Origin of the sequence: Lactobacillus corticis (genome assembly GCF_018327645.1) — a bacterium.
Taxonomy (GTDB): Bacteria; Bacillota; Bacilli; order Lactobacillales; family Lactobacillaceae; genus Lactobacillus; species Lactobacillus corticis.
Window position 1 is genome coordinate 14,747 of sequence record NZ_BMAY01000010.1, and the last position, 14,852, is coordinate 29,598.

Genomic DNA, 14,852 nt, shown 5'->3' on the forward strand with positions numbered 1-14,852 from the left:
TTACATAAAAAACGTAATTAAGTGAAGTTATTTTTTCTGTTTGTAAATATAGTGCTGATTTTTAACTACAATTTGCAATCAAATGATTACGGCTTATACCAAACTGTTTTATCGTAAAAGATGTTGGTTATTTGTAGATTTGATCATCTAAAACTATAGAAAAATAAATATTATACCTGTTATATAACAGTTGACTATATATACTTTGGTACACTAATTTGATATGATTTTGCTTATCAAAATTTGTGTAATGGAGGTAAACAATAGTGACATTTGCTGCTGAAGGAGGCAACAACGTGCCATTGATTCATTTATGTAAAAACAGGGTGTGTGACTGGTGGGAGAAACACCAGTCTGAATTATTTAATTTAATCGAGGATCATAATTACACACTAAGTAATAACTCGGTGCTGCTGTTTAATGTGAAAGATCGTCTAGCACATCGTGGTATTAAAACCCTGCTGTTCGATCAAAAGCTAGGCCTGGTGGCGACGAAGAAGAGTACTTATTCATTGATTAGCGAGAAGATGAAAAACAGCGTGCTGGGGATGAATGTCCAAACAACAGTTGAACGAGAGTTGGTTAAATCAAGTCATCGACATGGGATTTTGGTGCCAGGATGTGGCTTTGCTTTCTCGTTACAGGGATATAGTCGTAGATCAACTGATTGGATCTTTTTGGATAAAATTATTGATTATCGTAAATTCGGCGATTGTCTGGTAGCTTTTAAGTCTAAAGTTATTGATGGGCGGCAATTTGAGTGCGTGATGCGAAGCAAGGCGGTGCGCCCGACTGGGTGTGTTTCAACCAGAATTACGCAATTCCATGCGCTAAAGGAGATGGCGCGGCAGAGTCGTTTAATCATTATGACGAATAAAAAGTCGGTTTTAGATAATCCTGATTTGAAACGCAATTTGAAGATGGAAGGCTTTGAGGGAGTACCTGAAATAGTCTCTGAGCATCGCGCAAAACTGATTAGCCGCATTTTAAAGAATGAATATGGCTTTGAACAATTCGAACTTGATGCCGTGAGGCTTGCTTTAGAAATGGTTGATAAACGCAACGGCAACATATAAGAAAAGGGAGGTATCCAAGTGGATATCTCCCTTTTTGTTGTATTTTTGAAAGTGCTATATATAATATAGACCTAATAAAATTATTAGATATAGACCTAATAAAATTATTAGTTTATACTTCGTATGTAAAGCTTTAATTAAGCATGTTAATTGATGGTACATACTTTTCTTCCCACCTCGAAAAATGTGTCTTTAAGCAATGTAAGCGAATACATTAGTATTGGAAATGTAAATAAAAGAAAGAAGGACACAGAGATGGAAGATTGGTTGAACTTAGAAGGTAAGGTTTTTATTGTTACCGGAGGATCATCAGGTATCGGCAAAGCCATTGTTAATGATTTACTAGGTCATGGTGCAAAAGTTGTAGATGCTGACTTGAATGATACAGATGTTAAGGATGACAACTTAAAGTTTATTCATACCGATGTCACGAATGAAGAAAACGTTGAACAAACAGTAAAAGCTACAGTTGATATGTTTGGGACAATTGATGGTGTTGTAAATAATGCAGGTATCAATTTGCCACGTCTGTTAGTTGATAAAAAAGACGCACATGGAAAATATGAATTGCATGAAGGCGACTTTGAAAAGATGTTTGCTGTAAATGTAAAAAGCGTATATCTAATGAGTCAAGCAGTTGGTCGCTACTTAGTAGATCAACACCATGGAGTGATAGTTAATATGTCATCAGAGGCAGGGCTAGAAGGCTCACAAGGCCAAAGCGTATATTCTGCTACTAAAGGTGCTATTAATGGTTTTACTCGTTCTTGGGCAAAGGAATTAGGAGAACATGATATCCGTGTAGTTGGAGTTGCACCTGGGATTATGGAAGCAACTGGACTTAGAACGCTATCTTATGAAGAAGCATTAGCATACACAAGACATAAGACTGTTGAAGAACTTCGTGCCGGATATAAGAGTACTTCCACAACTCCTTTGGGTCGTAGTGGACATCTTTATGAGGTAGCTAACTTAGTTTCTTATTTATTATCAGAGCGTGCAAGTTATATTACCGGCGTAACCATAAATGTTGCTGGGGGTAAGTCTAGAGGATAGGAGAAGAACGTTGTGAATAACGCTTTATTCAGTATTGTCAAACTATTAATTGAAAATGGCCCCTTAACTACTGATGAAATTGCATTTTACGAAAATGTTAGTACACGAACAATAACTAACCGAATAGGTGATTTACAAAATATTTTAGATCCAGTAGCAGAGATAGAGCGACGAGGCAATACTTATAGCTTAGTTATTCATGATTATGCTCGTTTTGTGAAGTTAGAGTCCAGTTTTTTAAAAGAAAAATTGGATCTAAACGATCCCGAAACAAGACGAGCATATATATCTCTTGAGTTAATAAAACATATTGATTATGTGTCATATGATGAATTAGCAGATCTAACTCTACTGGATAAGAGAGCAATATCTAAATATCTAAAAGAAATAGAAGTCTATTTTTCCAAGTATGGTGTAAAAATTGATGTACGGCCACGCAAGGGGCTGAAGTTAGAAATAAGTCAGCCATGGATGATTCTCACTTGTGTGCGAAATATTTTTGCGAATAATCCTAAGTTTATGGATTTTGAAAAACTTGAGGCTTATAAAAAGCAACTTAATAATTGTCAGCTATCAGTTCATTTGCGTAAAAGTATTGCTCACAATTTGCTTGCTCTCGATTTTGTGCGAATTTATCGTGGAAAGGTTCAAAAGTTTAATCCTAATTTTACACCTCTTTGGGATATGGAAGAACTTAATACTGTAGATAAGGCGATAAGACAAATTTTCCCAGATATTGAAAATGGTGAAATGGAATTCGTGTTGTCTCCTCTGAATTTAGAAAAAAATAAGTTTCTTGATAGTTCGCGTACCAATCAAAAATTTGAAGAACTACATCAATTGGTTATTGATTTTATCAATCAGACTTTGCGAGGCTACAATATCAGACCTGAAGGTTTCTATGAAAAAATAAAATGGCACCTATTGTTTTTGGTAAATAGAAGCCTAGTTCAAGAACCTGTAACTGATGTTTTACCAAATAATATAGCTGAGAAATATCCAATTTCTCTGGACGCTGTTTTAAAACTCAAAAAGCGAATTGAGAATAATTATGATGTTACTGTTAGTTCAAAAGAAATAGATTATCTTGTCATCTACGTTGAAATGTTGCTACAGGATGCTGATATTGAACGAAATCACAAGATAATTAATATTGCCCTAATTGGAAATATGAGACATTCAGTCGTGGAATTCATTGAGGCAGAGTTAAAGAGAGTATTTCCAGATTATCAACTCGATAAATATAGCAGTGTCGATGAGCTACATAAGACTGGAAAAAAATATGCTTTTATAATTTCACAATTTCCATTCAGATATGAGGATACTCCGGTAGTAAGTATAAATTCTATTTTTAAAAAGAATGTTATTTCTAAAATAGCTGCTGTAACTGAAATTAGTCGGAGCATCGATGAAGGAAGGTTATTAGTTACGATTGATCATTTAGCTGAACCTAATTACACAAAAGCTGTAGTTCAGTTAATTGAAAAACAAATTAAATGTGGTTATGTAGATAGAAGTTTTTTAGATGCGATCAAGGCCCGTGAAACCCAAAACGTAGTTCACAATAGAATTGCAATGCCACATGCTTCAGATAGCAGTGGTCGAAAAAGAGTGTTGTTAAGTTTTGGAGTTCCGGATAAGAAGATGAGTTTCAATAATCTTCCAGTCGATTTAATTGCGCTAATTGCGATTCCAGATAAGATTGATGATGATTTGGTAGAGGTTGCTTCGCAGGTATATGATCTTATACCAATGATTTCACAAGACCCTACTTTGTTTGAAAATATTACTCAATATCAGTCAGAACGTCCATTTATTCAAATTTTAGAAGGTGTGTAACATGAATTTATTGGTAATAGGTTTGGGATTAGGAATAGCTTTTTTATTCCAAAGTATTCTAGGCTTTTTTCAGATAAGGAACTTTTCTAAAATTTTCCATGAAATGAGCAAGCAAGGGAAAGTATTAATTGGAAAAAATCCTAAGAAAATTCAATCAGGAAGCATTATCCTGCTCAACATTGATGATTCTGGAAAAATTTATGACGGGCAATTGATGAAAGGCTATTCGGTTTTTGCAAAGTTTCGTCATTTTACTAAATTAAATGGTAAATCTTTGCCTGAGGTAGCAGCTTCGTATGACGAACTAAATAACTTTGATAAGCTCACTAAAGAATGCATACTTAATGCTTATCGCAATTTTATTAACTTTAAAACTGGAAAAATGAGTAGATCTGATTATGACACAAGTGTCAATTTCTTAGACATGCCAACTTTTAGGCTTTGGAAAAACAACATTGTACTTTGGATAAATGATCTAAAAAAGAAACTATCATTTAATAAATGAAAGGAATGAATACTATTATGAAGATCCTTGTTAATTTTGCATCTGGGTTTATAGGTCTCTTTAAGTCAGGTGCTTCAACTTTTATTGACTGGATGTCTTCCATTGTACCGCTAGTACTTCTATTACTGGTTTTGATGAATGCGATTATTTCCTTAATCGGGGAAGAAAAGATGAACAAATTTGCTCGCTTTTCTGCTAAAAATCCATTTACGAGATATTTGGTTTTGCCATTTGTTGCTGCGTTTATGCTAGGTAATCCAATGGCACACTCAATGGGTAAGTTTTTACCTGAATACTATAAGCCTAGTTACTATGCTTCTGCTGCGCAATTTTGTCACACTAGCAACGGTTTGTTCCCACATATTAATCCAGCTGAATTGTTTATTTGGCAGGGAATTGCTCAGGGGGTTTCTAAGTTAGGATTAAACACGACAGAATTGGCTATTCGCTATTTATTAGTTGGTTTAGTAATGAACTTTATTGGTGGTTGGATTACTGACTATACTACTAAGTTTGTTTGCAAATCTACAGGCATCCAACTTTCTAAGACTGTTGATTTGAAATAAAGCGGGTTTTGAGAGGTAGATAATTATGGAATTTCATAGCGTAAAAGTTGTTAAAGGTACCGGTGGTTGGGGTGGCCCGTTGGTTATTACTCCAACAGAAACTAGAAATAAGATTTTATATGTTACTGGTGGAAATCGTCCTGAGATAGTTGATAAGCTGGTTAAACTGACTGGAATGAAGGCTGTGGATGGTTTTAAAACTTCTATACCAGATGAAGAAATTGCAGTTGCAATAGTTGATTGTGGTGGAACGTTAAGATGTGGGATTTACCCTAAAAAGCATATTAAGACTATTAATGTTCTGCCAACAGGTAAATCAGGACCGTTAGCAGAGTATATTGTGCCTGAATTGTATGTGTCAAACGTAGGAGTTAACCAAATCAGTCTAGCTGATGAGGCAGAAGCAGCTTCTGAAACACACGCTGATGCAGAGACGGAAAATACAGAACCCGAAGAAAAATTTGATACTAGTAAAACAATTACTCAACAACAGAAAACAGGATTCATTGGTAAGATTGGTGTAGGGGTAGGTAAAGTTGTTGCCACTTTTAACCAGGCTGCTAAACAGGCTGTTAACACTGTATTAACCACGATTATCCCATTTATGGCTTTCGTTTCGTTAATAATTGGTATTATTAATGGCTCTGGTATTGGTAAAGTCTTTGCAAAAGTCATGACTCCTCTAGCAGGTAATATTTGGGGCTTGCTTTTGTTAGGATTCATTTGTTCCTTGCCATTCTTATCACCGTTATTAGGGCCAGGAGCTGTTATTGGACAAATTATTGGTACATTAATTGGTGTTGAAATTGGTAAAGGGAACATTGCTCCTCAGTACGCTTTACCAGCATTATTTGCTATTAATACTCAAAACGGGTGTGACTTTATTCCTGTAGGATTAGGATTAATGGAAGCAAAACCTGAAACTGTTGAAGTTGGTGTTACCTCTGTTCTTTACTCTAGATTTATTAATGGTGTACCTAGAGTATTTGTAGCCTGGTTGGCAAGCTTTGGCTTATATTCAGGTAAATAGGAGAAGTAGTTATGGAAAGTATAAGAAACAAGTTGATTTATAAAACTGAGGTTGTTGAGATTGGTAAGGATGCAAAAGAATTTAAAGATATTAATATGCTAATATTCTTTGGTGAAGAAGCACCTGATACTTTGAGAGACTCATGTTTTATTACAAAGGTTACTCCGGTAAATGGCCAAATTGAAATTGGAAAAACACTTCAAATCGGCAACGAAACTTATAAAATTACTGCTGTAGGTAATGAAGTTGCTACAAACTTAAATAATTTGGGACATATTGCCGTTCGATTTTCAGGAGAAACAAAAGCAGAATTACCAGGCTCGCTTTATGTAGAATCAGGAAAATTCCCGGAGATTACTGTAGGAACTGAAGTTTCAATATATTAAAAATAATACAATAGTTTTTCCCTCCTCTTTTTATAACTATTGTAAAAGGGAGCTATCCACGCGGATAGCTCCCTTTTTGCGTTATTAAAAAAGTTTTTCTCGTAATTGATTGAGTAGCTTCTTTTTTCGTCTGGTTAAAGTTCTAACCGTAATGCCAGCTTCAGCAGCAACCTGCTTCTGTGGACGATTGGCGATAATTTCTTCTAATAGGATTTGCTGATCTACTTTATCCAATTGAGCGAGTAATTCTTTAATTCCAATCAAACGGTCGGAATTTTCTGCATAACCTTGAAAGAGCAGTTGGTCATCGCTGTCTTGACGTTCGGTATCACGCTGAACTTTGCGTAGTTGGTCAGTTGTGCGCCAAACAATTTTTCTAAAGGAAAGTTTGTCGATTTCTTCTTGGGATTTATCTTCGTTGTTTGCCAGCATTTCCGCATAAAGAATAAGGCCCTCATGTAGATAATCCTCGTAATTCTGACTGTAGCAGTGGACGTGAGCCACCTTTAGTGCTCCGTGGACCAGCCGTTGGTTCTTCCAGGCTGCTTCTAAGTGTTCAGGTTTAATTTCGTTCATGTATTTGTGACTCCTAAATATTAGTCACAAGCGCTTGTGCACGATTAATTTACCTGAATATTGGGTGATTTAGAAATACGGCTGGAGAGGCGTGAAAGTCCGACGGGATGGGGATGTGGTGGAAGAGAATGTAAAATTAAATCTGCGTTTATTATATTAGAAGTAGTGATAAACGTATATTAAAAATGGAAAAGCGCGAAAAATCACGCTTTTCCATTTTTTTGACTAATTGTGAAAGAATAATCTAATTAAATATCAGGCATGTTGTTTAAGATCCAACTTTCAGCTTCATGTGACCATACACCGTTATGCTTGGCTAAGATTTTTCCTAATTCACTTTGTGGATCTACTTTGGCTAATTCAATCCTGTTGAATTTTTTATGGGTATAAACTAATTTTTTTCCGCCGCCAATCTCTGGTTGACTAAGGGTCGTTTCAGCAGCAGCATCCAGTCCTAAAACGTGTGTAATAACCTTAGCTACATCCAATCTGTGTTCAGCAATTAGTTTTGCGGCCTTAGCCTCATTTTTAGCATTACCACCAGAAGTTCCTACAACGTGGGTAAAGTTATAGTGAATGTCATAGAAATTTAGTTTTGCAGAAAAGTCTTTACTTACAGGACCTGCGAACTGATTTAAACACCCATCACTATTCAAAAGTCGTCCTGCCATTTCTGCAAGAGGAGCAACACTAATCATTAAGAATAAGTCATCAAATCCTTTACCGTTAGTTTCAGCTCTCAATAATTTTTCTTGTTCTTCAATAGATAATCCTTTAGTATTGATAAATTTTACGTCTACATCGTTTGATGGGTAAAGTTGTTCTGCACGGTCAAGTTTTTGTTGATCGATATCGGTAATAATTAATTTACTTGGTTTTTTATCAGCATGAAGAGCATAGTCGATTGCTAATAACCCCATTGGACCGCTACCACCAACGATCAACATGTTTCCTCCATCTTTAATTCCCATTTCATGGTCATAAGTATGTGGAATTAAGTGAAATTGTGCGTCAAAAGCTGCAATCACGCAACTTACCGGTTCACATAGAGAGCCTTCGTAGTATGAATCACCATTAAATGGGATGAGGCAACCTAATTCCATTACCTCATTTGGAATAATGATTTTCGTCGCATCCCCGCCAATATATGGATATGAATAACCAGGGACAAAGGGCGTATCATCTCTTGCCAAGTTAGGCTGAACTACAAAATCTTCCCCTTCTTTGTATTGATCAGCCCATTTCTTTCCAACTTTCAGTATCTTTCCAGAAAATTCATGCCCAACCATAACAGGGTTGTTCTTAAGATCTGAAGGAGTCTTCTTGTGATCCTCACCCTCTTTTGCTAATTTCCAGGATGACATGCACATTGAATCAGAGATAACTTCTGCTAAAATTTCATCATCTTTGATTTCCGGCAATTCGATAGTATCAATTCTCATGTCTTCTTTACCGTGAATTCTCAACGCTTTGCTTTGAACCATAATTAAATCTCCTAATTTTTAAAATTAAATTGTACAGAATAGATGATAGCGCCGACTTCACATTTGATGATATTATCTAATGCCTATAATTACAATACTTTTATGAGCTTAATCACAATTGTGATTTATGCTCATAAATACTTTTTATTCTCATTGCAGTTGTATCAGTGGTAATAAGTACATCAAGAACACCTGTTTTTAGAGCTCCTAAAATTGCTTCGGCTTTATTTTGGCCAAAGGCAACAGCAATTACATTTGGTACTTTCTTTAAATCTGGTAGATCCATGCCAATAATATTGAATTTATCTGAAGATATTAGCTTTCCATCGATGGAAAAGGGACGAGAAAGCATATCACCAACGATACTTTTATCTTTAAAAGCATCGATAAATTTGGAATTCTTGTAAAATTCTTGCCACTGACTTAATTCGGTAATCAGACTACTACCAATACCTAAAACTGCATAATCTAATTGAGTCCAATAATTAAAGATTAATTCATTATTTGGATTTGAAATTAATTCATGTTTTAGTTCCTTAGAGCCCACTAAAGCTGGAGCTGCAATAGCTTCGCTTTTTGCGTTGAATTTTCTGCTTAAGGAATAAACTAATTTGCTTGACTGATAATCGTTCTTTAAGCGACCTACAGGACCTCCTATTAAAGAAACAACGGTTATTCCCTTTTTGTCAGTTGTTTCAGGTATGGCATGAATTGTGTCAGCTAAAGTGTGACCCCAAGATAAACCTACAACTGAATTGTTTGAGATGTTTTGAACTAAATAATTGCTAGCATAGTTACCGATATTTTGAAATGGATTAGTGTCAGTTGGCTCTGGAACTACTAGTGCATCTTTCAATCCAAAATTGTCTATTAGGAAATTTTGGAGAGACCCGTCCAATTTTATATTTGAATTAACTTTAATCTGAACAATTCCTAGTTTACGTGCTTGCTTCAACATTCTACTGATTTCACTTCGATGAATATGAATAGTTGATGCAATTTCTTGCTGAGTAAGTCCATGGTTGTAGTATAATTCGGCTACTTTTGTTAGTCTTTCCACCATATTATTGCTTGCCATATTAATCACCTCTAGAACTATATTACCACCTTTCCTCCAAATCACAAATGTGAATAAAGCTTAATTATATTTGAAAATATTACAGCATATGCTATTATGACAGTGATGAAAGCGCAGACATAAAAGAAAATATACAAATCACAAATGTTAAAGAAAGGGCGAGATTATGAGCGATTGGTTAGGCATCAGTGGTAGAACGTATGTGGTAACAGGAGGATCTTCTGGAATTGGAAACTCGATTGTCAAAGAACTTTTGGAAAATGGAGCAAACATTATTAATGCAGATCTTAATCCAAGCAAAATAACAAATGAACGTTTGCTATCAGTTAAATGTGATGTTACATCTGAAGAAGATGTAAACGCAGCTGTTGCAGCGGGAAAAGCAAAGTTTGGAAAAATTGATGGTTTAGTAAACAATGCGGGAATAAATCTCCCAAGAATTCTGGTTGATCAGAAGCAGCCCGATAGCAAATATCAATTTAAATTATCTGAATTTCAAAAGATGTTCAGTGTAAATGTACAATCAGTCTTCCTGATGACGCAAGCAGTCGTAAAAGAACTTGTTAAAAATTCGGGTGGCGTAGTTGTAAATATGTCTTCTGAAGCTGGCTTGGAAGGCTCTCAAGGGCAAAGCATCTATTCCGCAACTAAGGGAGCAATAAATGGATTAACTCGCTCATGGGCTAAAGAACTTGGAAAATCGCATGTTAGAGTTGTGGGTGTGGCACCCGAAATTATGGAAGCAACCGGGTTAAGAACTCCTGCTTATGAAGAAGCTCTTGCTTACACAAGAAATATTACGGTAGATCAGTTGAGAGAAGGGTATAAGAGTACTACTACGACCCCTATGGGGCGAAGTGGAAAACTCAGTGAAGTAGCAGATTTGGTGAATTATTTATTATCTGATCGTGCTAGTTACATTACAGGCGTAACAATTAATGTAGCTGGAGGAAAGTCAAGAGGCTAAAAAAATGAAGGTCATTTTAATTGGACATGGTAAAACTGGGGTTGCCTTTAAAGGCGCAGTGGAGATGATTTATGGAAAAGTAGATGATTTCCTACCTCTAACGTTCATGCCTGGCGAAGGTATTAAGGATGTGGAAACAAAGATCCAAAATGTTATAAATGATTCTAATGAAGAAACTCTTGTAATTACAGATCTGTTTTCCGGCACGCCTTATAATGCTGCATCAACCTTAGCTTTACAGCAGAAAGTTACAGATGTTGTTGCCGGTATGTCTTTACCGATGTTGCTAGAAGTAGCTCTGAATAAGGACAAAATGAAAGTAGCAGATTTGGTAAAAATGCTAGCCCAAGACTCAAATTCATATGTAAGAGTCTTAAGTTCAGAAGTTGAAAAAGAAGAGAAAGAAGACGATTTCTAATGATTATTAAATTTGCTAGGATCGATGATCGATTAATTCATGGTCAGGTTGCCACTGTTTGGTCAAAGCAGGCTGATGCAGAAAGAATTATCGTTGTTAGCCAAGAAGTTTTTAATAATGACATAAGAAAAAAATTGCTTAAACAAGCAGCTCCGGCAGGCATGAAGGTAAACGTAGTTGATGTAAAAAAGGCTGTTGCTGTATATAATAATCCGAAATATGCAGATACTACCGTATTCTATTTGTTTACTAATCCTGAAGAAGTTCTGGAACTAGTAAAAAGTGGAGTCCCGTTAAAGTCAATAAATATCGGTGGTATGAGATTCGAAGAAGGAAAGACCCAAATAACCAAGGCAGTATCAGTAACTAAGGAAGATATTGCGGCATTCAAAGAATTAGATAAATTGGGTATTGAATTGGATCTTAGAGTTTTGGCAGATGATGCAAAGAAAGATTTGCTTAAGTTGATAGACCAGAAAGTTAAAGAATAGAAGTCGAGGAAATAGTTATGTCAACTTTACAAATAATTTTAGTGTTCCTGTGGTCTTCGATTGTTGGATGTGGTTCTGTCTTGGACGAATGGCAAACTCATAGACCGTTGATTGCATGTTCAGTAATGGGAATAATTTTAGGTGATCCTGCTACCGGTTTGGTGTTAGGAGGAACTTTGGAATTAATTGCACTAGGCTGGATGAATGTTGGTGCTGCTCAATCGCCAGACTCAGCCTTAGCCTCTACTATTTCTACGATTTTAGTAATTGTGGGGCATCAAAGTATTTCTAAGGGGATTGCTATTGCTTTACCAGTTGCGGCAGCTGGGCAAGTGTTAACTGTTTTTGCAAGAACGATTACGGTTGCTTTCCAACATGCCTCTGATAAGGCAGTTGAAAATGCAAACTTTAAAGCAATCGAAATGTTACATTTTTCAGCCTTGGGAGTTCAGGCTTTAAGAGTATCTATTCCGACTACATTGGTTGCTATTTTTGTCAGCCCAACAATGGTCCAATCTGCGTTAAATGCAATACCAGATGTTGTAACTAATGGCTTATCTGTAGCGGGTGGTTTCATTGTAACAGTTGGTTATGCAATGATTCTTAACATGATGTACGTTAAGTACTTAATGCCATTCTTTTATTTAGGTTTTGTATTGAGCGGCTACTTAAAATTAAGCTTGTTGGCTTGGGGTGCTGTGGGTCTGATTTTGGCATTAGTCTATGTTCAACTTGATCCACAATTCCATAAAACTAGTGGGGTTACATCAGCTGTTCAAGTGAGTGACGGAGATTTGCCGGAAGATGAGTTAGAGGACTAGAGAGGTATCGATATGAGTGAGTCATCAAAAAAGTAGAAAATAAACTTACTAAAAGCGATATTTTCAAAACTTTTGTTTTTGAAAACTTTCAACAAGCTTCGTTTAACTATGAACGTATCCATGCATTAGCTTTCTGTGTGGACATGATTCCTACTATTAAACGTATTTATAAGAACAAAAAAGATCAGGTTGCCGCTTTGAAGCGCCATAATACTTTTTTTAATGTAACTCCAGCGTTCAGTGGACCTGTAATTGGAATGACAAGTGCCCTTGAGCAGGCAAAAGCCGACGGTGAAGATATTGATGAAGCGACCATAAATAGTATTAAAATTGGTCTAATGGGCCCACTATGTGGTGTAGGTGACCCTGTCATGTGGGGCACTCTGAGACCTATATTAGCAGCTTTAGGAGCTACTCTTGCAATGCAGGGATCGTGGTTAGGGCCGCTGATCTTCTTTGTAGCCTTCAATGCAGTTAGATTAGGTTTGAAGTGGTATGGATTAAAGTTAGGTCTTAATAGAGGATTGGCTTTAGTCCAGGATCTTTCTGGAGACTTATTAAAGAAATTGACCGAAGGAGCCACAATTTTAGGACTATTTATCATGGGGTGTTTGGTAAATAAATGGACGACTATTAATATTTCTTTGGTTGTTTCCAAAACCACCACTAATGGAAAGACTACCATTACTACTGTACAAAATATTTTAGACGAGTTATGTCCTGGATTGGCAGCCTTGGGTTTGACCTTGTTGATGATGTATTTACTGAAGAAAAAAGTAAGTCCAATAGTTTTGATTTTCATCCTTTTTGCGGTTGGAATTTTGGGCTATGCTTTAGGAATTTTAGGAAAATAGGTGTTGATAATGTCTAATGTAGTAATTACATATTCAGTGGGCACACTTCTATTTTTTACAGGATTCTTTTCAAAAAAATGGTTTGGAAAGTTTGATTGGTTATATACCATTCTGGGTTTCTTAATAATAGTAGTTGGAGTTCTAAAAAACAATGGGGGTGGTTAATTATTGAAATAAGTAAATTATAATTGATGTACAACCTCTATGATTATAAATGTGTATCCAATTTTATTGCACTTCTGTGAAACAACACTTAAGAAGTGCTTTTTTATTTGAATAATTAAGTTTAAAGTAAATGTTATGTGATTAGTGTGTACCTACATAGTTGACAGCATTTTAATAAGTATTATCGATAACGGAGGCGACCAAATGCCAAACTTTAAACACCTCGAACTATCCAACTTGAATGAGTTTTATCATCTATACTTATATGCTTTTAACCGTCAAGATTCAGAGTATCGGCGAAAGTTTTTCACTGCTAGGTATAAAATGGCGCACTGCTATGGCCTGGTTGATAACGAAAAATTGCTAAGCGGGATGTACGCCCTGCCATTTACTGCTAGATTGCATGAACGCGACTATAAAGCAGCTGGTATTGGGGATGTAATGACATACCCTGAAGCTGGTGGCCGCGGTTATGCCACTAAGATGTTGCAAAAGGCTTTGCATGAATTGCACGAGGACGATTATGCTTTGGCTTATTTAGCTCCCTTTTCCTCTCAGTTCTATCGGCGACTTGGCTTTGAAGATGTTTTCCAAAAGCATGCAGCTAAAGTTTTCAGTCGTGATATTCATCAATTGAATTTAGATCGCTTCACTGGAAAAGTTGAACGGGGTACCATTCCTGAAAATGTGGCTGTTTTGCAAAAATTGTATCAACCGAAAAATGGGATGATCTACCGTACTGCGGAATGGTGGAATTATCTGGCGCTAAAGATTGGCTGGAAAACTGCCATTTATTATAATGCTGCAGGTGCTCCTGAAGGTTATATTTTGTATGAGTTGGAACAAAAAATGCACATCCAAGAATGGGTATGTGCAAGTTCTGATGCCTATTTTGGTTTGGCTAGTTTTATCACTGGTCATAGCTCGGTGGTGGAAGAAATTGATTTTGACTTTGTAGATGATAATTTTTCAGCTTTGTTTGCTGAACCAGCTGTTGTGCAGCAAGATATTCAGCCGTATATGATGGCCCGAATTGTGAATGTAGAGCAATTTCTTCAAAATTACGATTATTTGAGTAACTTCGATCAAGTTAGGGTAAAAGTTGTTGATCGTGTTTTGCCAGCTAATGGTGGTGTCTATCTTTTGAGTCGCAAGAATGGGCAGAATACAGTTGAACACAGTAACGACGGTGATCTGGATTTAGCAATAAGCGTAAATGAACTGACTGCACTGATGCTCGGAGCACATGATTTGGAGTGGGCTAAGTTTCATCGCAGCCTTGATATTCAGAATAGAGAAGCAGCAATGGACTGGGGCAGGAGTCTAAGAAGAGAAAAGCCAGAAATTAGGGACTATTTTTAGGAAAGAAAAGTATTCCATATTGGTATAACCAAAAAATGGGATAAAATAACTTTTTTACTGATAAAGAATCTGATTCTTTATCAGTTGAAGTAACTTATATATTCTGTAATTTTTCTCTTAAGATCCTCAATGTATTTAAAAGTGTCTTCAAGGCCTTAGAACAACTGTTTGAGTATCC

Annotated in this window: 16 protein-coding genes; 13 read left to right on the forward strand and 3 right to left on the reverse strand. The window is 36.2% G+C overall.

Going from position 1 to position 14,852, the window contains the following annotated elements; translation table 11 throughout:
• The first annotated feature begins 266 nt into the window (after positions 1-266).
• The 7 genes from KI210_RS06600 to KI210_RS06630 all read left to right on the forward strand — a co-directional run bounded on the left by KI210_RS06600 (position 267) and on the right by KI210_RS06630 (position 6,458).
• Complete coding sequence (locus KI210_RS06600) at positions 267-1,076, forward strand: hypothetical protein (protein ID WP_212781101.1); 810 nt, start codon at positions 267-269, stop codon at positions 1,074-1,076.
• A gap of 255 nt (positions 1,077-1,331) precedes the next feature.
• The gene (locus KI210_RS06605; protein WP_212781102.1) at positions 1,332-2,132 is read left to right on the forward strand and encodes an SDR family oxidoreductase; all 801 of its coding nucleotides are present in this window, start codon (positions 1,332-1,334) and stop codon (positions 2,130-2,132) included.
• 12 nt (positions 2,133-2,144) lie between these two features.
• Complete coding sequence (locus tag KI210_RS06610; RefSeq protein WP_212781103.1) at positions 2,145-3,971, forward strand: BglG family transcription antiterminator; 1,827 nt, start codon at positions 2,145-2,147, stop codon at positions 3,969-3,971.
• 1 nt (position 3,972) lies between these two features.
• On the forward strand, positions 3,973-4,476 hold the full coding sequence (locus tag KI210_RS06615; protein ID WP_212781104.1) for a transcriptional regulator GutM: 504 nt from the start codon (positions 3,973-3,975) through the stop codon (positions 4,474-4,476).
• Between the two features lie 17 nt (positions 4,477-4,493).
• Positions 4,494-5,042 (forward strand): PTS glucitol/sorbitol transporter subunit IIC, encoded by a 549-nt coding sequence (gene srlA, locus KI210_RS06620; RefSeq protein WP_212781105.1) that lies wholly within the window; start codon positions 4,494-4,496, stop codon positions 5,040-5,042.
• 25 nt (positions 5,043-5,067) lie between these two features.
• A complete protein-coding gene (srlE, locus tag KI210_RS06625) occupies positions 5,068-6,072 on the forward strand; it encodes a PTS glucitol/sorbitol transporter subunit IIB (RefSeq protein ID WP_212781106.1) in 1,005 nt (334 codons plus the stop codon).
• A gap of 11 nt (positions 6,073-6,083) precedes the next feature.
• Positions 6,084-6,458, forward strand: a complete 375-nt coding sequence (locus KI210_RS06630; protein WP_212781107.1) for a PTS glucitol/sorbitol transporter subunit IIA — start codon at positions 6,084-6,086, stop codon at positions 6,456-6,458.
• Between the two features lie 84 nt (positions 6,459-6,542).
• On the opposite strand, the gene KI210_RS06635 is transcribed toward KI210_RS06630, so the two are convergent.
• From KI210_RS06635 to KI210_RS06645, 3 genes are all read right to left on the reverse strand, one after another.
• Positions 6,543-7,034: a sigma-70 RNA polymerase sigma factor region 4 domain-containing protein gene (locus KI210_RS06635; protein ID WP_212781108.1), complete on the reverse strand. Its 492-nt coding sequence runs from the start codon at positions 7,032-7,034 to the stop codon at positions 6,543-6,545.
• Between the two features lie 248 nt (positions 7,035-7,282).
• Complete coding sequence (locus KI210_RS06640) at positions 7,283-8,518, reverse strand: alcohol dehydrogenase catalytic domain-containing protein (protein WP_212781109.1); 1,236 nt, start codon at positions 8,516-8,518, stop codon at positions 7,283-7,285.
• A 112-nt stretch (positions 8,519-8,630) separates the two neighbouring features.
• Positions 8,631-9,596 carry a sugar-binding transcriptional regulator gene (locus KI210_RS06645; protein ID WP_212781110.1) on the reverse strand — a complete coding sequence of 322 codons (966 nt, stop codon included), beginning with the start codon at positions 9,594-9,596 and terminating at the stop codon, positions 8,631-8,633.
• Positions 9,597-9,762: 166 nt separating this feature from the next.
• Here KI210_RS06645 and KI210_RS06650 point away from each other — a divergent pair, with 166 nt between their 5' ends.
• The 6 genes from KI210_RS06650 to KI210_RS06675 all read left to right on the forward strand — a co-directional run bounded on the left by KI210_RS06650 (position 9,763) and on the right by KI210_RS06675 (position 14,674).
• Positions 9,763-10,563: an SDR family oxidoreductase gene (locus tag KI210_RS06650; protein ID WP_212781111.1), complete on the forward strand. Its 801-nt coding sequence runs from the start codon at positions 9,763-9,765 to the stop codon at positions 10,561-10,563.
• Positions 10,564-10,567: 4 nt separating this feature from the next.
• On the forward strand, positions 10,568-10,981 hold the full coding sequence (locus KI210_RS06655; RefSeq protein WP_212781112.1) for a PTS sugar transporter subunit IIA: 414 nt from the start codon (positions 10,568-10,570) through the stop codon (positions 10,979-10,981).
• The gene (locus KI210_RS06660) at positions 10,981-11,472 is read left to right on the forward strand and encodes a PTS sugar transporter subunit IIB (protein WP_212781113.1); all 492 of its coding nucleotides are present in this window, start codon (positions 10,981-10,983) and stop codon (positions 11,470-11,472) included. Before KI210_RS06655 ends, KI210_RS06660 begins: the two co-directional genes overlap by 1 nt.
• A gap of 11 nt (positions 11,473-11,483) precedes the next feature.
• Positions 11,484-12,293 carry a PTS mannose/fructose/sorbose transporter subunit IIC gene (locus KI210_RS06665; protein WP_212781133.1) on the forward strand — a complete coding sequence of 270 codons (810 nt, stop codon included), beginning with the start codon at positions 11,484-11,486 and terminating at the stop codon, positions 12,291-12,293.
• Positions 12,294-12,316: 23 nt separating this feature from the next.
• On the forward strand, positions 12,317-13,147 hold the full coding sequence (locus tag KI210_RS06670) for a PTS system mannose/fructose/sorbose family transporter subunit IID (protein WP_212781134.1): 831 nt from the start codon (positions 12,317-12,319) through the stop codon (positions 13,145-13,147).
• 369 nt (positions 13,148-13,516) lie between these two features.
• A complete protein-coding gene (locus tag KI210_RS06675; protein ID WP_212781114.1) occupies positions 13,517-14,674 on the forward strand; it encodes a GNAT family N-acetyltransferase in 1,158 nt (385 codons plus the stop codon).
• Positions 14,675-14,852: the final 178 nt, after the last annotated feature.

Excerpts from the sequence above, each read along its gene's own strand:
- KI210_RS06655 (WP_212781112.1), top strand. The coding sequence starts at position 10,568 with ATGAAGGTCATTTTAATTGGACATGGTAAAACTGGGGTTGCCTTTAAA.
- KI210_RS06645 (WP_212781110.1), bottom strand. The coding sequence starts at position 9,596 with ATGGCAAGCAATAATATGGTGGAAAGACTAACAAAAGTAGCCGAATTA.
- KI210_RS06675 (WP_212781114.1), top strand. The coding sequence starts at position 13,517 with ATGCCAAACTTTAAACACCTCGAACTATCCAACTTGAATGAGTTTTAT.
- KI210_RS06640 (WP_212781109.1), bottom strand. The coding sequence starts at position 8,518 with ATGGTTCAAAGCAAAGCGTTGAGAATTCACGGTAAAGAAGACATGAGA.
- srlE (WP_212781106.1), top strand. The coding sequence starts at position 5,068 with ATGGAATTTCATAGCGTAAAAGTTGTTAAAGGTACCGGTGGTTGGGGT.
- srlA (WP_212781105.1), top strand. The coding sequence starts at position 4,494 with ATGAAGATCCTTGTTAATTTTGCATCTGGGTTTATAGGTCTCTTTAAG.
- KI210_RS06650 (WP_212781111.1), top strand. The coding sequence starts at position 9,763 with ATGAGCGATTGGTTAGGCATCAGTGGTAGAACGTATGTGGTAACAGGA.
- KI210_RS06605 (WP_212781102.1), top strand. The coding sequence starts at position 1,332 with ATGGAAGATTGGTTGAACTTAGAAGGTAAGGTTTTTATTGTTACCGGA.
- KI210_RS06660 (WP_212781113.1), top strand. The coding sequence starts at position 10,981 with ATGATTATTAAATTTGCTAGGATCGATGATCGATTAATTCATGGTCAG.
- KI210_RS06615 (WP_212781104.1), top strand. The coding sequence starts at position 3,973 with ATGAATTTATTGGTAATAGGTTTGGGATTAGGAATAGCTTTTTTATTC.
- KI210_RS06635 (WP_212781108.1), bottom strand. The coding sequence starts at position 7,034 with ATGAACGAAATTAAACCTGAACACTTAGAAGCAGCCTGGAAGAACCAA.
- KI210_RS06630 (WP_212781107.1), top strand. The coding sequence starts at position 6,084 with ATGGAAAGTATAAGAAACAAGTTGATTTATAAAACTGAGGTTGTTGAG.